Origin of the sequence: Streptomyces sp. NPDC127108, assembly GCF_042677545.1 — a bacterium.
Taxonomy (GTDB): Bacteria; Actinomycetota; Actinomycetes; order Streptomycetales; family Streptomycetaceae; genus Streptomyces.
Genome location: NZ_JBHXTE010000010.1, coordinates 134,305 through 159,481 on the forward strand (window position 1 = coordinate 134,305; position 25,177 = coordinate 159,481).

21 protein-coding genes are annotated in these 25,177 nt (G+C 72.7%); 15 read left to right on the top strand and 6 right to left on the bottom strand.

Translation table 11 applies throughout. From position 1 onward, the window contains the following. The first annotated feature begins 32 nt into the window (after positions 1–32). The gene (locus tag ACFVHO_RS11030; RefSeq protein ID WP_385712330.1) at positions 33–1,721 is read left to right on the top strand and encodes an MFS transporter; all 1,689 of its coding nucleotides are present in this window, start codon (positions 33–35) and stop codon (positions 1,719–1,721) included. 84 nt (positions 1,722–1,805) lie between these two features. Here the strand turns inward: ACFVHO_RS11030 and ACFVHO_RS11035 are convergent, their stop codons facing one another. After that, positions 1,806–2,537 carry a helix-turn-helix domain-containing protein gene (locus tag ACFVHO_RS11035; RefSeq protein WP_385712332.1) on the bottom strand — a complete coding sequence of 244 codons (732 nt, stop codon included), beginning with the start codon at positions 2,535–2,537 and terminating at the stop codon, positions 1,806–1,808. Between the two features lie 264 nt (positions 2,538–2,801). Here ACFVHO_RS11035 and ACFVHO_RS11040 point away from each other — a divergent pair, with 264 nt between their 5' ends. Together ACFVHO_RS11040 and ACFVHO_RS11045 are read left to right on the top strand one after the other, a co-directional pair. After that, positions 2,802–4,028, top strand: coding sequence for a serine hydrolase domain-containing protein (locus ACFVHO_RS11040; RefSeq protein ID WP_385712334.1), 1,227 nt, complete (start codon positions 2,802–2,804; stop codon positions 4,026–4,028). Between the two features lie 74 nt (positions 4,029–4,102). Next, positions 4,103–4,510 carry a hypothetical protein gene (locus tag ACFVHO_RS11045; RefSeq protein WP_385712336.1) on the top strand — a complete coding sequence of 136 codons (408 nt, stop codon included), beginning with the start codon at positions 4,103–4,105 and terminating at the stop codon, positions 4,508–4,510. A 25-nt stretch (positions 4,511–4,535) separates the two neighbouring features. On the opposite strand, the gene ACFVHO_RS11050 is transcribed toward ACFVHO_RS11045, so the two are convergent. Then, positions 4,536–5,993, bottom strand: coding sequence for a glycoside hydrolase family 16 protein (locus tag ACFVHO_RS11050; protein WP_385712338.1), 1,458 nt, complete (start codon positions 5,991–5,993; stop codon positions 4,536–4,538). Between the two features lie 271 nt (positions 5,994–6,264). On the opposite strand from ACFVHO_RS11050, the gene ACFVHO_RS11055 reads away from it, so the two are divergent. Further along, entirely contained in the window at positions 6,265–7,932 is a 1,668-nt protein-coding gene (locus ACFVHO_RS11055) for an AAA family ATPase (protein WP_385712340.1), read from the top strand. Between the two features lie 37 nt (positions 7,933–7,969). Here the strand turns inward: ACFVHO_RS11055 and ACFVHO_RS11060 are convergent, their stop codons facing one another. The 4 genes from ACFVHO_RS11060 to ACFVHO_RS11075 form a co-directional block, all read right to left on the bottom strand. Continuing rightward, positions 7,970–9,766: a WD40 repeat domain-containing serine/threonine protein kinase gene (locus ACFVHO_RS11060; protein WP_385712342.1), complete on the bottom strand. Its 1,797-nt coding sequence runs from the start codon at positions 9,764–9,766 to the stop codon at positions 7,970–7,972. 103 nt (positions 9,767–9,869) lie between these two features. Continuing rightward, positions 9,870–10,346 (bottom strand): DUF5360 family protein, encoded by a 477-nt coding sequence (locus ACFVHO_RS11065; RefSeq protein WP_385712344.1) that lies wholly within the window; start codon positions 10,344–10,346, stop codon positions 9,870–9,872. After that, complete coding sequence (locus ACFVHO_RS11070; RefSeq protein WP_385712346.1) at positions 10,346–10,672, bottom strand: DMT family transporter; 327 nt, start codon at positions 10,670–10,672, stop codon at positions 10,346–10,348. Before ACFVHO_RS11070 ends, ACFVHO_RS11065 begins: the two co-directional genes overlap by 1 nt. Next, positions 10,672–11,292: a TetR/AcrR family transcriptional regulator gene (locus ACFVHO_RS11075; protein WP_385712348.1), complete on the bottom strand. Its 621-nt coding sequence runs from the start codon at positions 11,290–11,292 to the stop codon at positions 10,672–10,674. Before ACFVHO_RS11075 ends, ACFVHO_RS11070 begins: the two co-directional genes overlap by 1 nt. 709 nt (positions 11,293–12,001) lie before the next feature. Between ACFVHO_RS11075 and ACFVHO_RS11080 the strand changes: the two genes are divergently transcribed. The 11 genes from ACFVHO_RS11080 to ACFVHO_RS11130 all read left to right on the top strand — a co-directional run bounded on the left by ACFVHO_RS11080 (position 12,002) and on the right by ACFVHO_RS11130 (position 25,064). After that, the gene (locus ACFVHO_RS11080) at positions 12,002–13,153 is read left to right on the top strand and encodes an aminotransferase class I/II-fold pyridoxal phosphate-dependent enzyme (RefSeq protein ID WP_385712350.1); all 1,152 of its coding nucleotides are present in this window, start codon (positions 12,002–12,004) and stop codon (positions 13,151–13,153) included. Continuing rightward, a complete protein-coding gene (locus ACFVHO_RS11085) occupies positions 13,150–13,866 on the top strand; it encodes a hypothetical protein (RefSeq protein ID WP_385712352.1) in 717 nt (238 codons plus the stop codon). Before ACFVHO_RS11080 ends, ACFVHO_RS11085 begins: the two co-directional genes overlap by 4 nt. Before the next feature lie 345 nt (positions 13,867–14,211). Further along, positions 14,212–15,144, top strand: a complete 933-nt coding sequence (locus ACFVHO_RS11090) for a class I SAM-dependent methyltransferase (protein WP_385712354.1) — start codon at positions 14,212–14,214, stop codon at positions 15,142–15,144. After that, entirely contained in the window at positions 15,141–17,714 is a 2,574-nt protein-coding gene (locus ACFVHO_RS11095) for an MMPL family transporter (protein ID WP_385712356.1), read from the top strand. Before ACFVHO_RS11090 ends, ACFVHO_RS11095 begins: the two co-directional genes overlap by 4 nt. A 5-nt stretch (positions 17,715–17,719) precedes the next feature. Further along, positions 17,720–18,508 carry a CPBP family intramembrane glutamic endopeptidase gene (locus ACFVHO_RS11100; RefSeq protein ID WP_385712358.1) on the top strand — a complete coding sequence of 263 codons (789 nt, stop codon included), beginning with the start codon at positions 17,720–17,722 and terminating at the stop codon, positions 18,506–18,508. A gap of 75 nt (positions 18,509–18,583) precedes the next feature. Beyond that, positions 18,584–19,762, top strand: coding sequence for a methionine adenosyltransferase (metK, locus tag ACFVHO_RS11105; protein WP_385712360.1), 1,179 nt, complete (start codon positions 18,584–18,586; stop codon positions 19,760–19,762). Positions 19,763–19,853: 91 nt separating this feature from the next. Continuing rightward, complete coding sequence (locus ACFVHO_RS11110) at positions 19,854–20,795, top strand: carbohydrate kinase family protein (protein WP_385712430.1); 942 nt, start codon at positions 19,854–19,856, stop codon at positions 20,793–20,795. A 42-nt stretch (positions 20,796–20,837) separates the two neighbouring features. Then, on the top strand, positions 20,838–21,752 hold the full coding sequence (locus tag ACFVHO_RS11115; protein WP_385712362.1) for an NAD(P)-dependent oxidoreductase: 915 nt from the start codon (positions 20,838–20,840) through the stop codon (positions 21,750–21,752). Between the two features lie 66 nt (positions 21,753–21,818). After that, complete coding sequence (locus tag ACFVHO_RS11120) at positions 21,819–22,271, top strand: MerR family transcriptional regulator (RefSeq protein WP_385712364.1); 453 nt, start codon at positions 21,819–21,821, stop codon at positions 22,269–22,271. Further along, positions 22,268–22,612 carry a thioredoxin family protein gene (locus ACFVHO_RS11125; RefSeq protein WP_385712366.1) on the top strand — a complete coding sequence of 115 codons (345 nt, stop codon included), beginning with the start codon at positions 22,268–22,270 and terminating at the stop codon, positions 22,610–22,612. Before ACFVHO_RS11120 ends, ACFVHO_RS11125 begins: the two co-directional genes overlap by 4 nt. Before the next feature lie 199 nt (positions 22,613–22,811). Next, a complete protein-coding gene (locus ACFVHO_RS11130) occupies positions 22,812–25,064 on the top strand; it encodes a HelD family protein (RefSeq protein WP_385712368.1) in 2,253 nt (750 codons plus the stop codon). Positions 25,065–25,177 lie beyond the last annotated feature (113 nt).

Here is a 25,177-nt window from a genome sequence, read left to right on the forward strand (position 1 = left end):
GGCGACGGCGGAAATCGTGAGGGGTGGACCCGATGCCTTTGCTGATCAGGGAGCCGGTCGAGCGGATGGACCGGCCCTACGCCCGCCGCTGGTGGGCGCTGGGTGTGCTGTGCCTGAGCCTGCTGATCGCCGTCATGGCGAACACGGCGCTCACGGTCGCGGCCCCGGACATGACCCGCGACCTCGACCTGTCCAGCTCCGACCTGCAGTGGGTCATCGACGCGTACACCGTCCCGTACGCCGCCCTGATGCTGCTGTTCGGCGCGATCGGCGACAAGTACAGCCGTCGCGGCGCCCTCGTTCTCGGGCTCGTGGTGCTGAGCGCGGGAGCCGGGGCCGGGGCGCTCGCGGACAGCTCGACCGCCGTGATCGCCGCACGCGCGGTGATGGGCGTGGGCGCGGCCATGATCATGCCCGCGACCCTCTCGCTGCTGGCCTCGACGTTCCCGCGCGAGGAGCGGGCCAAGGCGATCACGCTGTGGGCGGCGACGTCCGGCATCGCCATCGCCGCCGGGCCCCTGATCGCGGGTGCGCTCCTGGAGCACTACGGCTGGGCCTCGACGTTCCTCATCGACGTCCCGGTGGCGGTGGTCGCGATCGTCGGCGCCTTCGCCCTCGTACCGCCATCGAAGGCCGCGGCCCGGGGGCGCATCGACTATGTGGGCGGGCTGCTCTCCGTCGTCTGGATCGGCGCGCTCATCTACATGATCATCGAGGGTCCGGGCTTCGGCTGGGGCGCCAGCGCGGTGACGGCGGCCGTGATCGCCGCCGTGGGCCTCGCCCTGTTCGTCGTCTGGGAGCTGCGGCACCCGCGGCCCGTCCTGGACGTGCGCAAGTTCGCCGAGCGCGGCTTCTCCGGCGCCAACCTCGCCGTCGCCCTGTTCTTCGTCGCCGTCTTCGGTGCCTTCCTCTACCTCACCCAGCACCTCCAGTTCGTCCTCCTGTACGACCCGCTGGAGACCGGTGTCCGCATGCTGCCGCTGGCCGGAGCGGTGTTCGTCGGCACGGCCCTCACCGGCTTCCTCACCCCGCGCCTCGGTGCGAAGGTCATGGTGACGGCGGGTATGGTCGGCGGCACCACGGCCCTCGCCCTGCTCACGGCCACCGACGAGGGCTCCACGTACGCCGACTTCGTGCCCTCCCTGATCATCCTCGGCGTCTCCCTCGGCTTCGCCGTCTCGCCGTGCACGGACGCCATCATGGGCGCCTTCCCGGAGTCCGAACTCGGCGTCGGCGGCGCCGTCAACGACACCTCCCTCGAACTCGGCGGCTCCCTCGGCATCGCCGTCCTCGGCTCGGTGCTCGCCACCTCGTACGCCGACGGGCTCGCCGACGAGACCAAGGGCAGCAAGCTGCCGGCGTACGCCCTTGAGCAGGCGCAGGACTCCGTGGGCGCGGGCGGCGGCGTCGCCCAGGCCGTCGGCGGCCAGGCCCGCAAGCTCGCCGAGCAGGCCGCGGCGCCCGGCACCACGCCCCAGAAAGCCGCCGAACTGAAGGCCCAGGCAGGCGAACTCGCCCAGAACGCCGAGCAGATGAAGCACGCGGTGGGCTCGGCGTTCTCCGACGCGGTGGCGCACACGAGCCTCGTCGGGGCGCTGGTCCTCGGCACCGGCACGGTGATCGTGGCCTTCCTGCTGCCGAGGAAGGGGCAGGAGAAGCGGCAGCCCGTCGATGCGGCGCCCGCGAACGCCGGGGATGCGGTCAAGGAGCCGGTGGCCTGAGGGCGGGGTCGGGGGCCAAGGGCCTGACGCCAGGGGCCTGACGCCAAGGGGCTGAGGTCAGGGGGCTGAGGCCAGGCCTCGGCCTCAGTCCTGGGGCGCGTCGGAACGCGCGGCGGCCTGGCTCCGCCGCCACTGCTCCATGACGTTCCGCAGCGCCTCGTTCACGAGCAGCAGGAACTCGGCGGACGATCCGAAGCGGGCCCCGGCCGGGGTCGCGGCACCGAGCACATCGGCGCCGCGCTGCGACGCCGCCGCCAGCACGTCGTTCATCTGCAGCGCCGCGAGCGTGGACCGCAGCCAGATCTCGTCGTCGACGACATAGCGTTCGCGGCGCGCGCCGGGAGCCCGGTCCCGCGTGATCATCCCCTGCTCCTCCAGGAACGTGACCGCGTGCGAGACGGACGCCGGGCTCACGCGCAGCCGTTGGACCAGCTCGGCCGCGGTGAGCGTGCCGGAGTCGGCGACGAGCAGACAGGCGAGCACCCGGGCCATCATCCGGGGGAGACCCTGCTGTAAAAGGAGTTCGGTGAAGGACTCCGTGAAGTCCTGGACCGCCCGCGGGTCGCGCCCATGGCTGCTGTCGGGCAGCGGCGGCGCGGGCGGCGCGTCCTGTCTCTGGCGGCGCGCGCGGTGCCGGGTGGCCTCCTGCGCCCGGTCCGCGCCGTAGCTCTCGGGGCCGCCGTTGCGGGAGACCTCCCGCATGATCGTCGAGGCGGGCCGCTCCAGGCGGCGGCCGATCTCCGTGTATCCGAGCCCCTCCGCCAGTCCCGCGGCGATGAATCGGCGCTCCTCATTGGTGAGCCTGCCTCCGGGCATCGGTGTTCCTCTCCGGTCTGTCGCCCTGCGCGGGGCTCGGTGCCCGCACCTGCGAAGTATGCGTTCATTCACAGCCCATTGCAATCACGGTCCGGGCCGCCCGTTGCGTTCAGCTCCATGCCCATTGCAATAGCAATCCGCACTTCCCGATGTGAGATGGGGAGTCGGCCCTTTTTGACCTTTGACGGATCGGTGAATGCAATGTACCTTCGTGCTCGTTCAGTGATTGCTGAACGAAGGCGACGGTACGCAAGGGGGTTCGTGATGGGCAAGGGCAACGGCTTCTCCGAGGCAGGGCTCGACCGGCTGCGCGAGGTACTGGCACGGCACGTCGAGTCCGGCAGGATCCCCGGGCTCGTCGCCCTGGTCGGCCGGGGCGACGAGACGCACGTCGAGACGGTCGGCACCATGCGCCACGAGGGCGGCGCGCCGATGGCCCGGGACACGATCTTCCGGATGGCGTCCACGTCCAAGCCGGTCACGATGGCGCCGGTGATGGTCCTGCTCGACGAGTGCAGGCTGCGCCTGGACGACCCGGTCGACGAGTGGCTGCCCGAACTCGCCGACCGCCGGGTGCTCAAGCGGATCGACGGCCCGCTGGACGACACCGAGCCCGCGCGCCGGCCGATCACCGTCCGCGACCTGGTCACCTCCACGTTCGGGCTCGGCATCGACCTGACGGCCATCGGCACCCCGATCATGAACGCGATCTTCGAGAGCGGCGTCTTCAGCCAGGGCGCGTCGCCGCTGCCCGGTCCTGACGCGTGGATGCGCGGCCTCGGCGAACTGCCGCTGATGGGGCAGCCCGGAGAGCGCTGGCAGTACCACCTCAGCCACGACGTGCTCGGCGTGCTCGTCGCCCGGGTCACGGGGCAGCCGTTCGAGACGTTCCTGCGCGAACGCGTCCTCGACCCGCTGGGGATGAAGGACACCGGCTTCCACGTCCCCGCCGACAAGATCGACCGGCTGCCGCCCAGCTACGCCCCCGACCCCGAGTCCGGCAAGTTCAACGTCTGGGACGAGGCCGTGGGCGGGCAGTACAGCTCGCCCCCGCCGTTCCAGGCGTGCGGCGGCGGCCTCGTCTCCACCGCCGACGACTACCACGCGTTCTTCCGGATGCTGCTCGACGGCGGCACGCACGGCACCGAACGGATCCTGTCCCGGCCCGCCGTCGAGCTGATGACCACCAACTGCCTCACGCCCGAGCAGGAGGCCGCCCGCACCGCCCTGGCCCGCGACAGCGTCCAGGTGTCCTTCGGGCAGGGGCAGCAAGGAGGTTGGGGCTTCGGCATGGCGGTGCGCACCTACCGCGGTGACTACGCGCCCATCGGCCAGTTCGGCTGGGACGGCGGCACCGGCACCTCCACGTACGCCGATCCGCACACGGGCCTCACCGGGATCCTGCTGACCCAGGTCGGCCTGACCACGCCGCACCCGGCGCGGCTCATCCACGACTTCTGGACCACGCTCTACCAGGCGATCGAGGACTGAGCCCCGGCCCGGACCCGTACGCGAGAACTCCCTTTCAGAACCTTTCTCTTACCGAATCGAAGGAGCACACCACCATGTCCGTCACCCTCACCGACCAGGACAAGTCCACCCTCCGCACCGCCGCGTACGGCGCCGTCGCGCTGATGGCCGCCGCCGACGCCACCGGCAAGCCCGGCAAGGTCGCCGCCGAGGGCTCCGTCGCCCTGACCGCCGCGACCGGCGTGGTCGGACACGTCCTCGCCGAGTACCCCAAGGACAGCGACCTCAGCGGCACGTCCGTGGCCGACCTGGCCGACCGCGTGCTGCCGAACCTGACGGCGGCCATGGCCCTGCTCAAGAAGCAGGACCAGGCCGAGGCCGACAACTACCGCACGGCCGTCCTCGTCGCCGTCGAGACCGCGGCCCGGGCCACCAAGGGGCAGCCGAGCCCGGTCCTGGTCGACATGGACCGCAAGATCACCGAGGCCCTCGACGCCGCCTGACGGCGGCCGGGGTGACCAGTCGGGGCTACGCGTACGGGATCCGTACGAACGACTGGTTGCCGGTCCCGACCGTGCTCGCCGCGTTCCCGATCGCGTTCCACACCTCGACGCGCACGGTGCCGTTCGTCATGGCGCCGTGCGCGCCGGTGGCTGATTTGAGCCCTTTGGACTGGGTGTAGTGCTCGTAACCCGGTACCGGATCGGTGGCGAAGTACTGATACGTCTCGGTGCGTTCCCAGGAGCCGTCGCCCGTCCGGTCGTAACTCACCCGCACCTGCTGGCCGTTGGCGACCGCCGAGCCCGCGTCGACGAGCAGGTCGAACTGCGTGGACCCGCCGCCGTAGGCGCCGTTCACGCCGGTGGCCGTGAACGTCTGTGGACTGTGCGGGGCGCCGTCGTGGTTGGCGCCGCCCGCCGAGGCGAGGGTGGTGGCCGCCGCGGCGCCCGTCGCCGGGCCGAGGCTGCCGCCCGGGCGCAGATGCAGGGTGGAGGGCGTGCCGGGGTCGGGGTCGCCGCCCCCGCCGCCGCGCGTCCACACCGCCACGTAGTCCACGGCCATCGCGCGGCCCGGCACGGTGGCCGCCACCGGCGTCGCCCGGCCCGCGACGCCGTCGGGGAACGCGCCGCCCATCGCCACGTTCAGGAGGATGAAGTAGCCCGCGTGGTTCGTCATGTTGTTCCACGCCTCGGCGCCCACCCGGTTCTGGTCGACGCTGTGGTACAGCTGCCCGTCGACGTACCAGCGCAGCACGTTGGGGCTCGCCGCCCGGTCCCACTCGAAGCGGTACGTGTGGAAGGCCGACTGGCAGGAGGCGCCCGGGCAGGCGCGGCTCGCGCCGATGCCGTTCGTCTCGTTGCACGGGCCGCCCGGGTTCACCCCGCAGTGCAGCACGCCCCACACCGAGTTGATGCCGTTGACGTTCTCCATCACGTCGAACTCGCCGATGCCCGGCCAGTTCCAGTAGTTGCCCCGGTAGGGCGCGCCGAGCGCCCAGAACGCGGGCCAGTAGCCGAGCGCCTGCTCGCCGGTGACGTTCGGCATCTGGACGCGGCCCTCGATGGCGAGGGTGCCGCCCGCCGGTGCCTTGAAGTCGGCGCGCTTGGTCTCGATCCGGGCCGAGGTCCAGTTGCCCGCGCCGTCCCGCAGCGGGGTGATGCGCAGATTGCCGTTGCCGTCCAAGCTCAGGTTGTCGGGGGAGGAGGTGTAGTTCTGGATCTCGCCCGTGCCCCAGTTCGCGGGGCCGCCGGGGTAGTTGTGGCCGGTGTCGATCTGCCAGTTCGCGGCGGAGGGCAGCGAGCGGGCGGGGCCGTTGAAGTCGTCGCTCCACTGCAGGGTCCAGCCGGGGGCCGGGGGGACGTCGCCGCGCGCTTCGGCGGGGCTCAGCAGCGCGGCGCACAGGCCCGCCGCGGCGAGCCCGGCGAGGAGCGGGGTCGTGCGTCTCGTACGGAAACGGAAGAGGCGGCTCGTGCGGCTCGTGCCCATGGGGCACCTCCGTGAGGCTGGGGGTGGTGGGGCGGGGCTGTTCGCTGAGAGCGCTCTCAGGGTTTTGTAGTTGTGGGCGGCGGTGCCGTCAATGGCTGTACGCCGTCAACTTCCCGAAGGGGGCGGGGAGTACGTCGTGCGGAGTCCGCGCGGCCTCCCCGGCCCACAATCCGGTTGCGCCCCGCCCCGGCCGCCCCGCAGGCTGAGAGGTCATCACCGGCGTGCCGCCTGACCAGCGGCGGCCGGACGCGGCCTCACAGGGAGTGGACGAATGGACCAGGGGGAAGACAGGGTGACGAAGATCGGGGCGGAGCGCCCGGACGGGAACGGGGACGGGGGCGGGAACGGGAACGGGAACGGCGGCCTGGAGCGCGTGAGCCAGCTGTTCGAGGAGTTCCTCGAAGCCGTCGCCCGCCCGGCCAGGACCGACGGCACGGACCGGGACCTCACCGCGCGCCTGCGCGCCCACCTCGGCATCGAGCCCGGCGAGGCCCCCGTGGTCAAGGCCACCTACGCGGCGTACGACCACCCGAACGTCCACCTCGCCCTGGAGCGCTGGTTCACGGCCGATTCGCGCTCGTACGAACTGCTCGGCATGACGGGCTCCGACCACCGCAACCACTACTCGCTCTCGGAGATCATCGAATCCGCCGACCGCTACGACAAGTTCGTGGTCGGCGCCGTCGACTACACCCACCTGCCGATCTCACCGGACGACGAACTCGCCTGCGTGTCCTTCGGGTTCTACCTCGGCACGGAGCGCACCCCCGACGGCCGCGAGGAGCGCTGTGTCGCCCTGCTGCGCGGCACGAGCGAGGACTTCGGCCGCGAGAAGGTCCAGCTGGAGGTGCTCGCCGCGTCCCGCGACACCGCCCGGCGGCTGCTCGCCGGCATCGACGCGTACCTGAGCGAGCACAACATCTTCCGCGGCCAGGTCCTGTCCTTCCAGGGCGACGCCTTCGGCGAGGGCCTCGGCCCGTTCCGCTTCCACCGCCGCCCGGGCCTGACCCGCGACGGCATCGTGCTCCCCGACGGCCTGCTCGACCGGGTGGAACGCCAGGTCGTGGGCGTCGCCCGGCAGCGCGAGCGGCTGCGCGCGGCGGGCCAGCACCTGCGCCGCGGCCTGCTCCTGTACGGGCCGCCCGGCACCGGCAAGACCCACACGATCCGCTACCTCCTCTCCGGCCTGCCCGACTTCACCGTCGTCCTGCTCTCCGGCACCACCATCGGCGCCATCGGCCCGGCCTGCGCCCTCGCCCGGATGCTCCAGCCCGCCCTCGTGATCCTTGAGGACTGCGACCTCATCGCCGAGTCCCGCGACTTCGGCGGCGGCGAACAGCCCCTGCTCTTCCAGGTGTTGAACGAGATGGACGGCATCGGCGACGACGCCGACGTGGCCTTCCTGCTCACCACCAACCGCGCCGACCTCCTGGAGCCCGCCCTCGCCCAGCGCCCCGGCCGCGTCGACCTCGCCGTCGAGATCCCGCTGCCCGACCCCCTGGGACGGCGCCGCCTGCTCGACCTGTACGGCGGCGCGCTCGGCCTCGACGAGGAGGTCCTCGCGGAGACCGTCGAGCGCACGGAGGGCACCACGGCGTCGTTCGCGAAGGAGCTGGTGCGGCGGGCCGTGCTCATCGCCGCCGAGCGGGACGCGGACACCGACGCCGAGGACGTCCGCGCGGCCGTCGGCGAACTCCTGTCGGACCGGGACCAGTTGACGCGTCGGCTGCTCGGCGTCCCGGCGGACGAGGACCCCGACGAGCCGGAGGACGACTTCGCCTTCGAGGACGAGGGTGATGACGACGATGACGATGACGGCGGTGGGGGCGGTGGCCGACGCCCGCGCCCCCATCGTCCCGGCCCGGGGCGCCTGGGCGAGAACGGCGGCGGGTTCTTCACGGCGGCGTCGTACCGTCCGCCGCCCCGGCGGCTGCCGTGACGGTCGTGGTGCGGTGACGCCCTCGGTGGGGTGACGGCTACTGGCCGGTGGTGATGTCCCACAGACGGATCACCCGGTCCTGGCCGCCGCTGGCGAGGGTGCGGCCGTCGGGGCTGAAGGCCAGACAGAGCACCTCGCCCGCGTGCCCGGTCAGGGCGATGCGCTGGTCGCCGGTGTCCGGGTCCCAGAGGCAGATCAGGCCGTCGCGTCCCGCGGTGGCGAGGATATGACCGTCCGGGCTGAAGGCCAGGGCCGTCGCCCCTTGGGCGTGCGCGTCCACGGCGCGGCGGTCCTTGCCCGTGTCCGGATCCTTGAGGTGGACGAGCAGGTCGCCGCGCGGGGCGGTGGCGAGGACGGTGCCGTCCGGGCTGAAGGCGAGGGCGGTGTCGGCCGTCCGCCCGGGGATCTCCCAGCGCGGCTCGCCCGTGGCGACGTCCCAGAGCAGGGTGGTCTTGTTCTGGCCGCCACCGGCGACGCCGAGGCCGTCGGGACTGAACGCGACCCGCGTCACCCAGCCACCGGGCCAGCGCATCTCCCGCCCCGCGAACCCGGTGTGCGCGTCCCAGAGCCGGATCGCCCCGTCGCTGCCGCCGGTGGCGAGGGTGCGGCCGTCCGGGCTGAACGCCACGGAACTCACCACCCTGGACCAGCCCGGATACTTCACGGCCATACGCTCCACGAACGCCTGCCTGTCCCAGAGGCGTGCGTACCTTCCGCAACCGGTCGCGAGGGTCCGGCCGTCCGGGCTGAAGACCACGAGCGCGTTGTGGGAGCTGCCCATGGGGAGCGGATTGTGTGCTTCGCCGATGTCCGGGTCCCACAGGCGCACGCAGTTGCCGCCGCCGCCGGACGCGAGGAGGCCGCCGTCGGGGCTGAACGCGAGTGACAGCACCGCGGTGCGGTGCCCGGAGAGGGTGCTGCGGCCCATGGCTGTCAGCACACTCCCTCGGGCGCGTCGCCGGGGGGCGGGAGCGGGGGCGGTCGGCCGCGCGTCGGCGGCGCCCTCGGCCGTGCCGCTCGGCGCGGCCAGTTCACGGGCCAGCGCGGCCGCGTCCGGCCGGTCCCCGGGATCCTTGGCGAGCAGCGCAAGGACCAAGTCGGCCAGTGGCGCGGGGAGTTCGGGCCGCAGCTCGCGCGGCGGCCGCGGCACCTCCGTCACATGGTGGTGCATCAGGGCGTAGAGGGACGCGTCGGCCGTGAACGGCGGGCGTCCCGTGAGCAGTTCGTACAGGACGCAGCCCAGGGAGTACAGGTCGGCCGGGGCGGCCGGGTCCTCGGCGCGCCACTGCTCCGGCGCCATGTACAGCGGCGTGCCCACGACACGGCCGACCGTGGTGAGCACGGCGGAGGCATCGGCGGAGCGGGCGATGCCGAAGTCGCAGATCTTGATCTGGTCGCCGGGCCGCACGAAGAGGTTGCCCGGCTTGAGGTCGCGGTGGACGACGCCGCTCTCGTGCGCGGCGGCGAGGGCGACGGCCGTCTGCCGCGCCAGGTCGACGGCCCGCCCGACGGGCAGACCCGCGCGGTGCCCGGCCATCAGGCGCGCCACGTCCTGGCCGCGCAGCAGCTCCATGACGATGAACAGGAACCCGTCGTGCTCCCCGGCGTCGTGCACCACGGTGATCCCGGGATGCTGGAGCCCCGCGAGGGTCGCCGCCTCCCGCTGGAAGCGCCGCACCGCGTCCGTGCGGACCGGCGTCGGCAGAACCTTGACGGCGACGTCACGGCGCAGCAGCGAACGGTCGCGGCCCAGCCACACCTCGCCCATGCCCCCGCGGCCGAGCAGCTCCTTCAGCTCGTAGCGCCCGGCCAGCGTCACCCCGGACAGTTCCATGCGCGCTCCCCGTAGTACTCCCGGATGCCATGAACGTACGACATGAGGGGGACGGGGAAAGGGACTTGGCGGGATCTTCGGGTCGTCGCACCGACGGGTCCGCTCACCGCACCCGCGCCGCCGGACCCTCCTGGCGCAGCAGTCGCGCGATCGCCGGGACGGGGAACAGGAGCAGCGCCAGGTTCGGGATCCACCACGTCGGGGACCAGTCGCCGCGCAGCGCCCAGAAGACGACCGCCTGGAGCCCGGCCGTGCTGGTGAGCGTGAGGGAGACCAGCATGAGGGGGCGCCAGGCGATCCGGTGCGGGCGGTCGTCGCAGCGCTCGCGGCGGCACAGGTAGAGGGACGCGAGTCCGGTGGCGCTCGCGGCGACGTCCAGCGGCAGGAACGAGTAGTTCCAGTCGCTCATCACCGGATCGTCGTAGTCCTTGTACGCGTACTCGGCCGGGATCAGGCCAAGGAGTGCCGCGCTCCAGTACACGAGGAAGCCGACGTCGGTGACCAGCATCGCCACCTTGACGGCGGTGAAACCGGGGGTGGCGGGACGGTCGGTGCGTGGCTGTGGCGTCGCCTGGACCATCAGTGCTCCAGGCCTCCGCCCACATACATGACCGCCACTCCGAGCGCGATGAGCAGGGCGCCCGCGACCGTGGCCAGGCGGACGCTCTCGTCGAACAGGAGCACCCCGCCGACCAGCGCGCCGATCGTGCCGAGACCGGACCACACCGCGTACACGGGGCCGACGTCGAGGGTCTTGAGTGCCTGGGCGAGGAACACGAACGCGGCGCCATAGCCGAGGACCACGAGGATGCTCGGGCAGAGGCGGGTGAGGCCGTGCGAGGCGCGCAGGGAGAGGGTGGCGGCGATCTCGGAGACTATGGCGCCCGCGACCAGGAGGATGCCCATCAGCCGGCCTCCCCGGTCAGGTCGGTCCCCACGGTCGGGCCGGTCTCGTCGGCCACGTCGGCCGCGTCGGTCTTCGTGGTCTGCTCGGGCAAGCCGGGCTCCTCGGTCAAGTCGGTGAGCAGTCGCCGCAGTCGGCGGTGGTCCTCGCCCTTGGGGTCGGCGAGGCCCAGCAGGCGGGCGGTCCACCAGCCGTCGACGGCCATGCGGACGAGGGTGGCGACGCCCGGGGGCAGACCGTCCTGCTCCAGGCGCGCCTGCCAGGTCCGATAACGCTCCTGGAGGATGTCGAGCACCTCCGGGCCATTGGCCGCCGCGAGCAGGGCGACCGGGACCGAGTCGGACGCGGTGGCCTCGCCCTCGGGGGCGTCGGCCGGGATCGAGGCGTCCAGCCAGGCGCGCGCGAACGCGCCCGGTGGCGCGTCCGGGCCGGGCAGTACTTCTTCGAAGCGGTCCGCGAGCCGCTCCACCACGCCCTGTACGAGGGCCAGCTTGGTCGGGAAGTGGTAGAGCAGGCCACCCTTGCTGACGCCTGCCTCCGCCGCCACCGCGTCCAGGCGGATGGCGTCCACACCCTGCTTGACCAGGAGTCTCTCCGCCGCGTTCAGGAGCCGGTTGCGCACGCCTCACACCGTCTTTCGGTAGCCGGTCGTTCTTCTTCTCTGATCACTTTCAAAAGATCGCTGATCTTGTTTTCCGTGGTCATGTTCCGAGTTTCCGACCGTCTGGACGGTCGAATGCAGGCTAGCATGGCCCGAGAGCGGGGTGCGTGAGCATTCCGCGGGGGGCGCGGGGGAAGCGGAACGGTTAATTCTGCATTTCACCGCACCGAGTTGGTCAAAAGATTGGTTGACGCTTTCGTCGAAGGTTGTCTAAAGTCGCTGCCTGGCTGATTCGATCGACGAATCCCGGCCAGAATTGATCATCAATCGGGGGCTGCATGTTCGAGTCATCTGCGTATTAACTCTCTGTGTCAGCCGGTGGACGGGCCCCTGACGCCCGTTGCCCGCGGGCTTCACGCTGCCCGCAGGGGCCGGTATCTGCCCAGGTCAAAGGCGACCTTTCGAGTCCGCTGCGGCAGCCGCGGATGCCCGTACCGGTTCGCTCCCATGCTTCGGATGTTTCCGCCGAGGGCGCCTGTGTCTGCCCGTGCCCAGGTGAATCCGGTGGCATGCAAAGTCCTGCGCGCATCTCTGAATCCGGTGCGGCCGTACCGTGCCGCTTTGCTTTCCGTGATGCGCCTGAATTCACAGAGGGAAATAAATGTTCAATGCATCTGAACCGCCCGACCTATTCTCCCGCTGCGCGAGTTATACCGAGGCGTCCGACCTGATGAAGGCCGGTCTCTACCCCTACTTCCTGCCGCTCGCCGGCCAGGAGGGAGCGACCGTGCGCAGGAGCGGACGGGAACTGATCATGTGCGGCTCGAACAACTACCTGGGCCTCACCGCGGACCCGCGTGTCCACGCCGCCGCCCGCGCCGCCCTCGACCGGTACGGGAGTTCAAGCACCGGATCCCGCTTCCTCAACGGCAACACCGACCTGCACGAGGAACTGGAGGCCGAACTCGCCGACTTCCTCGGCAAGCCCGCCGCCCTGGTCCTCTCCACCGGCTACCAGGCCAACCTCGGCGCCCTCGCCGGACTGCTCACCCCGCGCGACTACGCCGTCGTCGACCGGGACGCCCACGCCTCCCTCGTCGACGGCTGCCGGCTCAGCGGCGCCAAGGTGCGCAGGTTCCCGCACAACGACGCGGAGGGCCTGCGGCGCACCCTGGAGCAACTGCCCGACAGCGCCGCCCGGTTAGTCATCGTCGACGGCGTCTACTCCATGGAAGGAGACATCTGCGACCTGCCCGCCATCACCAAGGTCTGCGCCCAGTACGGCGCCCGGCTCCTGGTCGACGACGCGCACGGCCTCGGCGTCCTCGCGGGCGGCCGCGGCACCGCCGCCCACTTCGACCTCACCGACCAGGTCGACCTGATCACCGTCACCTTCAGCAAGGCCCTCGCCTCCCTCGGCGGCGCCGTCGTCGGCAGCGAGGAAGCCATCCACTACCTCAAGCACAAGGCCCGCAGCCTGATGTTCAGCGCCTCCATGACGCCCACGAGCACCGCCGCCGCGCTCACCGCGCTGCGGATACTGCGCGCCGAACCGCACCTCACCACCGACGTCCGCGCCAAGGCCGACCACGTCCGGCGCGGGCTCACCGCCGCCGGGGTCGGCACCGGCGACAGCACCACGCCGATCATCCCCGTGCCGGTGCCCGACGCCGCCGGGACCCTCGCCATCTGGGAACGCCTGGTCCGCGCGGGCGTCTACGTCAACCCGGTCCTCCCGCCCGCCGCCACGCCCCGACTGCGGACCAGCTACATGGCCACCCACACCCGGGCCCAGCTCGACCGCGTCGTCGAAGTCCTCGGCTCCGAGCCGGAGTTGCGGCGCGCCGGGGACCGGGTCGCCTCGTCGGTGAGCGTGGCGTGAACTCCTCGGCTGAGGCGGGGCGCGTGGGTCCGGGGGGCGCCGACTCCTCCGGTCCTGGTCTCGCCCTGGTCGCCGCGGCGGGCGCGGCCGGGGTGTCCGCCGCGGCCTGCTTCGACCCGGCGGGCGGCCCCGGCGTGCCGAGGCTCTCGCTGCTGGGCTGGGCCCTCGCGCTCGCGGCGGGCGCGGTGCTGGCCCGGCGGGGCGGCTTCGTCGGCCGGAGCCGTGTCGCCCACCGCAGTGCCCTTGGTCCGCGCGGCGGCGACCTCCGCCCCGTTGTCGCCGCCGCGCTCCTCGTCCTCGGCACGGCGCTGCTGTGCGCGGGCGGCGGGGGAGCGGTCGCCGCGGCGGTGGCGGCGCTGTGCGTGTGCGGGGCGGGGGTGGGGTTCGTGGGCGTGGCGGCGGTGGCTGGGGTGTCCGGGGTGTCCGGGGTACCGGCGGTGTCGGGGATGGCCGGGGTGTCCGGGGCATCGGCGGCGCCCGGGGTGTCAGCGGCGCCTGGGGTGTCAGCGGCGCCCGGGGCGTCGCGGGTGTCCGGCCTCGGTGGGGCCGTGGTGTCCCGGTACGCCGCCCAGACCGTCGTCGCCCTCGCCGCGGGCGCCCTCACCGCCGCCTGGTGGCTGCCGCAGGCGCAGGGCGCGGCGGGCGCCCTGGCCTGCGCGGCCGGACTCCTGTACCTCGCCCGTGCGGCCCCGGCGCCGAGACCGTCCCGCTGACGCACGACCTCCGCGCGGGGACCGGACCGCCGGTGCCTGGCCCCGCGCGGACCCGGACCTCCGACGCCCGACCGCTTGCGCAGGGGCCACCGCGACGGCGGACCCCGGTCCGCCGAAGTACGGCCCACCGCAAGGACGGAGACCGGCGCGCCGAAGCACGGCCACCACAAGTGCGGGCGCCGACCCCGCCGACGTACCGCCACCGCCGGGACCGGCACCAGCCCGCCGACGTACCGCCCACCGCCGGGACCCGCACCACCCCGCCGACCCACCACCCGCCCGCACACGAATCGCCCGACCACCACCCCACCGACCACCACCGAGAACTCACCCAGGGAGCCGCACATGTCCCGCATACGTCTAGCCGCCCGTGCCCTGCGTCTCGCGTTGAATCGGGCGCATGCCGATCCGACCGCGGACTACGACGCGGCCAGTTCCGACTACGACACGTTCTTCAGCCCGGTGATGGGCGGGCACTCCACCGCGGCCCTCGCCGAGGTGCCCATCGCGCCCGGTGACCGGGTCGTCGAACTCGCCTGTGGTACCGGGCACTTGACGGCCGAGATCATCCGGAGGCTCGACGGCAAGGGCTCCGTGCGGGCCATCGACAAGTCGCCGGGGATGCTGGACGTCGCCCGGCGGAAGGTGGACGCGCTCACCGAGGGCAGGCCCGGTCTGGACGTCCGGCTGTTCGTGGACGACATGGACGCGTTCATCCGGTCCCAGCCCGACCAGAGCGCCGACCTGGTCGTGGTGGGCTGGGCCATCTGCTACACGAAGCCGACGCGGCTGCTCGCGGAGATCGTGCGGGTGCTCAGGCCGGGCGGCCGGGTCATGGTCATCGAGACCAGGGCCGACGCCCACCAGGCGCTCACCGAGGGCCTGGAGCGGGTCTTCGCCGACGACCCCTCGCTCCTGACCAGCCTCATCCGGGTGTCGCTGCCGAAGAACGCGGCGGCGGTGGCCGGCTGGTTCGGCAAGGCGGGCCTGACCGTCACCGGGCAGCGCGACGGCGCCCAGATCATCCCGGCGCACACCCCGGCGGCCGTCCTGGAGTGGGTGCAGCGATCCGGCGCGGCCGCGGGCTTCAAGACCGCCGTGGACAACGGACGCCAGCAGCTCGTCCTCGACCGCGTCGAGGCGGCCCTCGCCGAACTCCTCGCCCGCAAGGGCGCGTTGGACATCCAGCACACCTTCGTCGTGGTCACCGGCGCCAAGCCCGTGGCCCCCCGCGCCCGGCACGGGGCCCGCACCGGCGAGGAGGCCGGCGTCGCATGACGAACCCGACCAGGGCAGCGGGACCGCCCGCGTCGACACCGCCGCCGGGGGACGGCGACCGGGCCCGTCCCGGCCCGGCGCGCGGCGCCGTGCAACGGGCCCTGCACCGCTTCGCCGAGAGACTGGCCGCCCGGCCCAAGACCGTGATCGCGGTGTGGGCGCTGCTCATCGCCGTGTGCACGCCCTACGCCCTCGGCCTCGACTCGGTCCTCACCGACCAGGGCGCGTCCAAGGTCGTCCCCGGCACCAGCAGCGCCCGCGCCGACGAGCTGACGAAGAAGGCCTTCCCGCACCGCTCCGAGCGGGAGGTGACCGTCGTCGTCGAGGCGCCCGACGTGCGCGCCGGTGAAGTGCGGTCCCTGTTCGCCGCGCTGGACGGCAGGATCGCGAAGCTGCGCGGCACCGGCGAGGTCGAGCGCACGTCGTCCGCGTACACCCTGTACCGGGACGCGACCGCCGCGTTCCTCACCCAGATGCGCGACGGGGCCCGGGCCGCGGCGGACGACGCGAAGGGGCGGCGCGCGTACGTGGACCGTGAGCGGGAAAAGGGCCGGATCCCCGCCGCGCTCGCCGGGCCCGCCGGGGAGGCCGTCGAGGCGTCCGGCAAGGCCGCCGTCACCCGGATCGCGGGGAAGTTCGCGGCGGCCACCGACTGGCGCGGCTACCCGCTGCCGGTGCCGGGCGACGCGGTCGCGCGGCTCATCTCCGATGACGGCAAGTCCGCCCTCGCGTCCGTGAGTTACACGGACAAGGCGGGCGCCGACCCGGACGTGGAGTGGCTGCGCGACACCGCCCGCGAGCTGCTCGCCGACAGCGGCCTCGGGAAGTCCGCCGAGGTGCACGTCACCGGGGAACTCGCCCTCATCCACGACACGTACGAGCAGGCGGAGGCCGACAACTCGCTGATGGAGTCGGTGGCGTACGTCATCATCTTCGTCATTCTGCTGGTGTTCTTCCGCGCTCTGGTCCCCGCGATCCTCACGCTCGCCGTCATCGGCCTGTCCATGAACGTCAGCCAGGCGGGGCTGCGGCTGCTCGGCGAACAAGTGACGCTCACTCAGTTCACTGTCACCATCATGACGTTCGTGATGCTGGGAGCGGGCGTCGACTACAGCATGCTGCTCTCCTCGCGCTACCGGCAGGAACGCCTCGCGGGACGCCCGCCGCGCGAAGCGGCCGTGCACGCCACCGTGCACGCGGGCGAGAGCATGCTGCTCGCCGCCGTCGCGGTGGCCCTCGCCTTCGGCGCGACGCTGCTCTCGCCGGTGGACTGGATCCCGCCGCTCGGCTACGGCGGCCTCATCGGCATCCCCATCGTGCTCGCCGCCGCGCTCACCCTCACGCCCTGCCTGCTCGTGCTGCTCGGCGACCGGTTCTTCGCGGTGGGCCGCGACCCGCTGTCCGACCTGGAGCACAAGGGTGCGATGGGCAAGCACCTGCGCCGCACGGCGGAGTTCGCACGCCGCCGCAAGGTGTGGATCGTGGTGGCCTTCCTCGCCGCGACCATCCCCTTCGCCCTGCTCGTCGCGGGGAACCGCTCCACGTCCGACCCGGTCGCGCTCAGCCCGGCCACCGACTCCCGCGACGGCTTCGAGACCGTCGCGCGGGAGTGGGGCGACGCGGCCGTCATGCCGACGATCGCCGTCGGCCGCGCCGAGTCCGGCGTCGTCCGCGACGGACGCCTCACACCCGAGGGGCAGACGGCGGTGGCCCGGCTCACCGACCGCATCGCCGCCGTCCCCGGCGTCGCCTCCGTGGACTCGGCGACCCACCCCTTCGGTACGCGCTGGTCCGACCGGCAGCTCGCGGACGCGGGCCGCCTCGACGACTACGTCTCCCGCGACGGCACCCTGCGCTTCGTGATCGCCCTCGACGGCGACCCGTACGCCAAGGCCGCCGGCGCCACGGTCGACCGCGTCGAACGCGTCACCGCCGAAGCGGGCGGCAGCGTAGGGGAGTTGGAGGTCGGCGGCACCACCCAGGTCGACCGGCAGTACGGGTCCGCGCTCAGCTCCAGCTTCTGGCAGATGGTCGCGCTCGTCAGCGTCGGCGTCTTCGTGATGCTGATGTTCACGCTGCGCTCGCTGCTCGTACCGCTGCGCCTGATCGCCACCATCATGCTCAGCAACGTCTGGGCCGTCGGCCTCACCGTGCTGATCTTCCACCACTGGCGCGGCGAGGCGATCATCGACGATCTGCCGATCTTCCTCACCGTCCTGATGATGGGGCTCGGCATGGACTACGAGATCTTCCTCGTCACCCGCGTCCGCGACCTGCTGCGCAGCGGCCTCTCGCAGGAGGAGGCCACCATGCGGGCCGTCGTCGACACCGGGCGCGTCATCAACGCGGCGGGTCTCGTGATGGCGGGCAGCCTCGGCACGATGGCCCTGTCGTCCACGCTGATGCTCCAGGAGTACGGCGCCGGGCTCGGCCTCGCCGTCCTGCTGGACGCCACCGTCATCCGCATGCTCTTCGTCCCGGCCACCCTGCTGCTCCTGCGCAAGTACAACTGGTGGCTGCCCAGCATCGGCGTCCGCGGGCGCCGCCTGGACAAGGCGACGGCGGGGTGACGCGCATGACGCTGGAGATCCACGACGAGCCCGGCACCCCGGGATCCGGCACGCCCGGACCCGGGGCCCCCGGGCCCGGCGCGCCCCGCCCCGGCGCGCCCCGCCCCGGCAGGCTCGACCGGCTGCGGCTGCACCACGCCGCGTACCCGGTGACCTCCGCCGCCGCACTGTTCGCGGTGCTCGCGGCGGTGCGCGTCGCCGGGGCCTTCACCTTCGTGGTGATGGTCCTCTCCGTGGCGCTGAGCGCGGCCGTGCTCCTGGTCCTGCCGCGCACGGACTGGGCCGCCGCCGGGGTGCGCCGGTTCGCCCTCGTGCCCGCCGTCCTCGGCACCGCCCTGGTCGCCGTCGTCTACGGCCAGACGTTCCTCGCCACCCGCGACGCCTTCGGCGACGGCGACGACAACTGGACCACGTGGATGCCGAAGCTCTTCGAGGGCATGGTGCCGGGCGCGCCCTGGGCGGACGTCGTCGCGATGGTGCTCGCCCTCGGCGTGCTCGTCCCGCTGGTGGAGGAGGTCTGCTACCGGGGTGTCCTCTACCGGGCCGTCGAGGTGCGCTGGGGCGGCTACGCGGCCGTCGTGACCACGGCCGCCGGGTGGGCGGCGGTCCACGTCGGCGACTACGGCCTCAACCCGTTCAACCTGAAGGTGCTCTGCGGGCTGCTGCCCTCGGTGTTCCTGATGGGCCTCGCCCTCGGCGTCCTCAGAGCCGTCACCGGCTCCGCGCTCGCCTGCGCCGTCGCGCAGGGCGTCTGCAACCTGCTGCTCCTCGGGGCGGCGGCCGCCTGGCTGTGACCGCCGCCCCACCGACCTCCGGGTCCGCATCGACACCCGGAATCGCCTCAACACCCCGACACGAAAGGAAAGTCCATGCCGCGCCGCCTGTTCACCTCCGAGTCCGTCACCGAGGGCCACCCCGACAAGATCGCCGACCGGATCAGCGATACCGTCCTCGACGCCCTGCTGCGCGCCGACCCCAGGGCACGCGTGGCCGTGGAGACCCTGGTCACCACGGGCCTGGTGCACCTCGCGGGCGAGGTCACCACCACCGCGTACGCCCCCATGGCGCAGCTCGTCCGCGAAGCCGTCGTCGACATCGGCTACGACTCCTCCGCCAAGGGCTTCGACGGCACGTCCTGCGGGGTCTCGCTGTCCATCGGCGCCCAGTCGCCCGACATCGCCCAGGGCGTGGACACCGGCGGCGCGGGCGACCAGGGCATGATGTTCGGCTACGCCACCGACGAGACGGCGACGTACATGCCGCTGCCGATCCAGCTCGCGCACCGGCTCGCCCGCCGCCTCACCGAGGTCCGCAAGAACGGCTCCGTGCCGTATCTGCGCCCCGACGGCAAGACCCAGGTCACCATCGAGTACGAGGGCAGCCGCCCGGTGCGCCTCGACACCGTCGTCGTCTCCTCCCAGCACGCCGCCCATATCGACCTGGACGCGCTGCTCCTGCCCGACATACGCAAGTTCGTCGTGGACCACGTCCTGGAGGAACTGCACGACGAGGGAACGGAGCTCGGGACCGAGGGCTACCGGCTCCTGGTGAACCCCACGGGCCGGTTCGAGATCGGCGGGCCGATGGGCGACGCGGGCCTGACCGGCCGGAAGATCATCATCGACACGTACGGCGGGATGGCCCGCCACGGCGGCGGCGCGTTCTCCGGCAAGGACCCCTCCAAGGTGGACCGTTCGGCGGCGTACGCGATGCGCTGGGTCGCCAAGAACGTCGTCGCCGCCGGGCTCGCGCGGCGCTGCGAGGCGCAGGTCGCGTACGCCATCGGGCGCGCGGAGCCGGTCGGCCTGTTCGTGGAGACCTTCGGCACCGCGACGGTGTCCCAGGCCCGCATCGAGCAGGCCATCGCCGACGTCTTCGACCTGCGTCCCGCCGCCCTCATCCGCGACCTCGACCTGCTGCGCCCGATCTACGCGCAGACCTCGGCGTACGGGCACTTCGGGCGCGAACTGCCCGACTTCACCTGGGAACGCACCGACCGCGCGGACGCGCTGCGCGCGGTCGCGCTGCGCGCGGCGGCCGGGGTCTGAGCCGGTGTCCGCCCCGACACGGGCCCCGGTGGGCGACGCCCTGCCCGCGACGCCGCTGGGAGCGGTGACCCCGACGGGCCCCGACGCGCGGATCGCCGTCACCGGATCCATCGCCACCGACCACCTCCTCACCTTCCCCGGCCGGTTCACCGACCAGCTCGTCGCCGACCGGCTCGACCGCGTCTCGCTGTCCTTCCTGGCCGACGACCTGGAGGTGCGGCACGGAGGTGTGGCCGCCAACATCGCCTTCGGGCTCGCCGGGCTCGGCCTCAGGCCGCTGCTCGTGGGCGCGGCCGGGCGGGACTTCGCCGAGTACGCCGCCCGCCTGCGCGCCGCCGGGGTCGACACCTCCGGCGTGCGCGTCAGCGCCGAGCGGCACACCGCCCGCTTCGTCTGCACCACCGACCGCGACCAGAACCAGATCGCCACCTTCTACGCCGGGGCGATGACCGAGGCCCGCGCCATCGACCTCGCCACCCTCGTCCCGCGCCCCGGCGGCCTGCTCCTCGCGCACATCGGCGCGGACGACCCGGCGGCGATGCTGCGGCACACGACGACCTGCCGGGCCCTCGGCATCCCGTTCGCGGCCGACCCGGCCCAGCAGCTCGCCCGGCTCGACGAGACCCAGACCCGCCAACTCGTCTTCGGGGCAAGCCTGTTGTTCACCAACGCCTACGAGGCGGGGCTGCTGTGCAAGCGCACGGGCTGGAGCGAGGACGAGGTCCTCACCCGCGTCGGCTCCTGGATCACCACGCTCGGTGCGGACGGCGTGAGCATCGCCCGCGCGGGCAGGCCGCCGCTTCGCCTGCCCGCGGTGCCCGCACGCCGGATCGCCGACCCGACGGGCGCGGGCGACGCCTTCCGTGCCGGGTATCTCGCGGGGGTCGCGCGGGGCTGGCCGGCGGACCGGTCGGCGCGGCTCGGGTGCGCGCTCGCCGCGCTGGCCCTGGAGTCGGTGGGCACGCAGGAGTACGAGCCCTCACGCGTGCGCGAGACGGCTTACTTACCTTTTGGTGAGTACCTGACCAAATAGTAGGTACTTGTGGGATGGGTGGCGCGATCCAAGGATGGGGGCATGCCCAACGAAACGAACTCCGCCCCCTCCCCGACCTCCGACAACCCGACCCCCGTCACCGTCCTCGGCCTCGGTGCCATGGGCCAGGCCCTCGCGGGGGCCTTCCTCGAGGCCGGTCACCCGACGACCATCTGGAACCGTTCGGCGGGCAAGGGCGACGACTTGGTCGCCCGGGGCGCCACCCGGGCCGCGAGCGCGGCGGACGCGGTGCGCGCGGGCGAGCTCGTCCTCGTGTGCGTCGTCGACTACGACGCCTCCCAGGCCATCCTGGAACCGCTCGCCGCCGACCTCTCCGGGCGCGTCCTCGTGAACGTCACCTCGGACTCCCCGGAGCGTGCCCGCGCGGCGGCGAAGTGGGCGGCCGAGCACGACATCGCCTATCTGGACGGCGCGGTCATGATCCCGACCGTGATGGTCGGCACCCCGGAGGCGCTGCTCTTCTACTCCGGTGACGAGGCCGCGTACAAGAAGCACGAGGCGCTCCTGAAGTCCCTCGGCGGCCAGTCCGCCTACGTCGGCGCGGACCACGGCCTCGCCGCCGTGTACGACCTGTCGATGCTCGACTTCTTCTGGACGTCGATGGCGGGTCTGGTGCACGGCTACGCCCTCGCCGCCAAGGACGGCGTCCCGGCCTCGGCGATCGCCCCGTTCCTGCAGTCCCACTTCTCGCTCCTCGCGATGCTGATCGGCGAGACGGCCAAGGACGTGGACGCGGGCGTGTACCCGGGCGAGCAGGGGAACCTCGCCATGGAGCTGGAGGGCGTCGAGCACATCCTGCACGCCGCGGAGCGCCGCGGCCTGGACGTCTCCGTGCTGCGCGGGGTGCGGGACGTCGCCAAGCGGGCGGTGGACCTGGGCCACGGCGCGGACAGCTGGACGGCGACGGTCGAGGGGGTCCGCAACCCCGGCGCGTGAGTCCCGCCCCCTCCCCGGTCCCGAGCGCTGGCCTTGACCCCGACGTCAAGGATTACCGTCGGACGCATGCGAATCGGCGAGCTCGCGGACCGGGTGGGGACGACCACGCGGACGCTGCGTTACTACGAGTCGCGCGGGTTGCTGCCCGCGCGGCGCGACGGCAACGGATATCGCACGTACGGGGAGGACGACGTGCGTCTTCTCCAGCAGATCAGGACCTTGCAGGACTTCGGGTTCGAGTTGGAGGAGACGCGCCCGTTCGTGGAGTGTCTGCGCTCCGGGCATCCGGCCGGGGACTCGTGTCCGGCGTCCGTCGCCGTCTACCACCGCAAGCTCGGTGAACTCGACGCGCTGATCGGCGAGTTGAGTTCCGTGCGGGCACAGGTCGGCGCGCAGTTGGCGCGGGCCGAGGAGGCGATGGCGGGGCTCGCCGCCGACGCGGAGGCGCCGGGGGGTCCGGAGCCCCGGTGCGAACTGAGTGACGGCGAACCGAGTGACGTGAGGGGTGTGGCGGGATGAGCGTGGTGAAGGCCGAGGGTGTCGGTGAGGCGACGGACGCGGACTTCGGGTTCGAGGTGCTTTCCGGGGGTCGGCCGGTGCTCGTGCAGTTCACGGCCGAGTGGTGCGGGCCGTGCCGGCAGCTCACGCCGGTCCTCGGCGAGATCGCCCGGGAGGAGGCGGACCGGCTGAAGGTGGTGCAGGTGGACGTGGACCGCAATCCGGAGACGACGGCGGCGTACGGGGTGCTGGCCACGCCGACGTTGATGGCGTTCCGCGACGGCGAGCCGGTGTGGCAGGTCGTGGGGGCGCGGGCGAAGCGGCGGCTGGTGGGGGAGCTGGCGGGCGCGGGGGTGCTGTAGCCCGGCAGCAGGGCCGGTCCTCGCGGGCGGGCCGGCCGCGGGCCGCTTCATGAGAAAAGCCCCGGAGGAATTGACCTCCGGGGCTTTTCTCTGCGTATATTGGATTCTTTCGCGAAGCCCTGCCTATTCGCATGCATCTCTGCGTGCGGGGGCAACGCGGGAATCTGTATAAGAGCACTGTAACTGGCGAGGGGCTGAATTGTCAAGCGAGGAATTGCGGGAAGAGCAGCAATTCGTCTCCGGGCTGTACGCGCGCCTCGACGCGCTGCGCGAGGAGGCCGAGTCCGCCGTACAGGCGTCATTGGCGCAGGTGGGCAACGGGTCACAGGCACGTCTTGAGCGCGATGTGATGGTGGCCGAGCAGTCCGGACTGCTCGCCGCCTTCGACGCGGGCGAGAACGGTCTCTGTTTCGGGCGCCTGGAATTCAGGGACGGCCGGGACCATCACATCGGACGCATCGGAATCCGCGCGTCCGACATCGAGCGCACGCCTTTGGTCATCGACTGGCGGGCGGAGGTGGCGCGACCCTTCTATCTCGCCACCGGACACACCCCGATGGGCCTGCGGCGACGCCGGCACATCACCAGCGAGGGCCGCCGGGTCACGGCCCTGCACGACGAGATCCTGGACCTCACCGACACCACCCGCACCGGGCACGAGGCCGCCGACGCCGACGAGGTACTGCTCGCCGCGCTCGACTCCGCGCGCACCGGCCGCATGCACGACATCGTGCAGACCATCCAGGCCGAGCAGGACCGCGTGATCCGCGCCCCGCACCAGGGGGTGCTCGTCGTCGAGGGCGGGCCCGGCACCGGCAAGACGGTCGTCGCGCTGCACCGGGCGGCGTTCCTGCTGTACGCGCACCGGGAGCAGCTCGCCAAGCGGGCCGTCCTGGTCGTCGGGCCCAACCCGGCGTTCCTCGGCTACATCGGCGAGGTGCTTCCCGCGCTCGGCGAGACCGGGGTGCTGCTCGCGACGCTCGGCGAACTGTTCCCCGGGGTGACCGCGACCGGGGCCGACTCGCCCGCCGCCGCCGAGGTCAAGGGCCGGGTGGAGATGGCCGACGTGCTCGCGCGGGCGCTGCGCGACCGGCAGGGACTGCCGGAGCCCGGGGCGCCGTTGGTCATCGAGCACGACGACGGCGAGCTGGTCCTCGACTGGTCGATCGCGTACGAGGCGCGGGACGCGGCGCGCGCGGCGGACCAGCCGCACAACCTCGCCCGGCCCACGTTCGCCTTCCACGTCATCGACGCGCTCACCCGGCAGCTGGCCGAGCGCATCGGCCACGACCCGTACGGCGGGCCCAACTTCCTCGGGCCCGACGACATCGCCCAGCTCGGCAAGGCCGTCGCCGTCAGCGCCGAGGTGCACGCCGCCATCGAGGAGCTGTGGCCCACGCTGACGCCGCAGCAGTTCGTCACCGAGTTCCTCGCCGAGCCCGTGCACCTGTCCGACGAGGACGCCGCCGCGGTCCGGCGGGCGCCGGGTGCCGACTGGACGTCCGCCGACGTACCGCTCCTCGACGAGGCCGCGGAGCTCCTCGGCGTCGACGACAGTGCCGCGCGCGCCCGCGCGGAGGCCCGGTGGCAGCGCGAGGTCGCGTACGCGCAGGGTGTGCTCGACGTGTCGTACGCCTCCCGTACCTACGAGTTCGAGGACAAGGAGGAGACCGACCCCGACGGCGCCGAGGTGCTGCTCGCGCACGACATCGTGGACGCCGAGCGGATGGCCGAGCGCCAGGAGGAGGCCGACCACCGCAGCGCCGCCGAGCGGGCCGCCGCCGATCGGACCTGGGCGTTCGGGCACATCATCGTCGACGAGGCGCAGGAGCTGTCCGCGATGGCCTGGCGGCTGCTCATGCGGCGCAGTCCGACGCGGTCGATGACGCTCGTCGGGGACCCGGCGCAGACCGCCGAGTCCGGTGGCGTCGGCTCCTGGAGCGAGATCCTCGCGCCGTACGTCGAGGACCGTTGGGAGTACGCGCGTCTCGGCGTCAACTACCGTACGCCCGCCGAGATCATGGACGTCGCGGCGCGGGTGCCGCGGGCCGCGGGGGTGGCCGGGTTCGAGCCGCCGTCGTCGGTGCGGAGCACTGGCGTGCGGCCGTGGGCGCGGCGGGTCGACGATCTCGCCGCCGCCGTCGCTGACGCCGTCGCCGAGGAGGCCTCGGGGGTGGGGCGGCTTGCCGTGATCGCTCCTCGCGAGCTGCACGGGGCCCTTGCGGGGAAGCTGCCGGACGTGCCTGGGCCCGGGGCCGAGGTCGATCTGACGCGGGGGGTCGTCCTCATCGATCCTCGGCAGGCCAAGGGGCTCGAGTTCGACTCAGTGCTGGTCGTTGAGCCTGCCTTGTACGGGACCAGTGATCTGTACGTTGCCCTTACTCGGGCTACGCAGCGGCTTGGGATCCTTTCGGCGGGGGTGCTGCCGGACGCCCTGGCGTCGCTGCTTTAGTCCCGCCGCTAGCGCGGCGGGTTTTTCCCACCCGCCCACCCGTTTCTGTCGGACCAGTCGCACTGTCGGGGAGTGCGGTGTTGCGGTGGTTCGGCAGGGTGCGGTGGGTGGGT

What these genes read in the sequence shown, in the direction of transcription:
- ACFVHO_RS11030 (WP_385712330.1), top strand. Translation starts at nt 33, where the DNA reads ATGCCTTTGCTGATCAGGGAGCCGGTCGAGCGGATGGACCGGCCCTAC.
- ACFVHO_RS11035 (WP_385712332.1), bottom strand. Translation starts at nt 2,537, where the DNA reads ATGCCCGGAGGCAGGCTCACCAATGAGGAGCGCCGATTCATCGCCGCG.
- ACFVHO_RS11040 (WP_385712334.1), top strand. Translation starts at nt 2,802, where the DNA reads ATGGGCAAGGGCAACGGCTTCTCCGAGGCAGGGCTCGACCGGCTGCGC.
- ACFVHO_RS11045 (WP_385712336.1), top strand. Translation starts at nt 4,103, where the DNA reads ATGTCCGTCACCCTCACCGACCAGGACAAGTCCACCCTCCGCACCGCC.
- ACFVHO_RS11050 (WP_385712338.1), bottom strand. Translation starts at nt 5,993, where the DNA reads ATGGGCACGAGCCGCACGAGCCGCCTCTTCCGTTTCCGTACGAGACGC.
- ACFVHO_RS11055 (WP_385712340.1), top strand. Translation starts at nt 6,265, where the DNA reads ATGGACCAGGGGGAAGACAGGGTGACGAAGATCGGGGCGGAGCGCCCG.
- ACFVHO_RS11060 (WP_385712342.1), bottom strand. Translation starts at nt 9,766, where the DNA reads ATGGAACTGTCCGGGGTGACGCTGGCCGGGCGCTACGAGCTGAAGGAG.
- ACFVHO_RS11065 (WP_385712344.1), bottom strand. Translation starts at nt 10,346, where the DNA reads ATGGTCCAGGCGACGCCACAGCCACGCACCGACCGTCCCGCCACCCCC.
- ACFVHO_RS11070 (WP_385712346.1), bottom strand. Translation starts at nt 10,672, where the DNA reads ATGGGCATCCTCCTGGTCGCGGGCGCCATAGTCTCCGAGATCGCCGCC.
- ACFVHO_RS11080 (WP_385712350.1), top strand. Translation starts at nt 12,002, where the DNA reads ATGAAGGCCGGTCTCTACCCCTACTTCCTGCCGCTCGCCGGCCAGGAG.
- ACFVHO_RS11090 (WP_385712354.1), top strand. Translation starts at nt 14,212, where the DNA reads ATGTCCCGCATACGTCTAGCCGCCCGTGCCCTGCGTCTCGCGTTGAAT.
- ACFVHO_RS11095 (WP_385712356.1), top strand. Translation starts at nt 15,141, where the DNA reads ATGACGAACCCGACCAGGGCAGCGGGACCGCCCGCGTCGACACCGCCG.
- ACFVHO_RS11100 (WP_385712358.1), top strand. Translation starts at nt 17,720, where the DNA reads ATGACGCTGGAGATCCACGACGAGCCCGGCACCCCGGGATCCGGCACG.
- metK (WP_385712360.1), top strand. Translation starts at nt 18,584, where the DNA reads ATGCCGCGCCGCCTGTTCACCTCCGAGTCCGTCACCGAGGGCCACCCC.
- ACFVHO_RS11115 (WP_385712362.1), top strand. Translation starts at nt 20,838, where the DNA reads ATGCCCAACGAAACGAACTCCGCCCCCTCCCCGACCTCCGACAACCCG.
- ACFVHO_RS11120 (WP_385712364.1), top strand. Translation starts at nt 21,819, where the DNA reads ATGCGAATCGGCGAGCTCGCGGACCGGGTGGGGACGACCACGCGGACG.
- ACFVHO_RS11125 (WP_385712366.1), top strand. Translation starts at nt 22,268, where the DNA reads ATGAGCGTGGTGAAGGCCGAGGGTGTCGGTGAGGCGACGGACGCGGAC.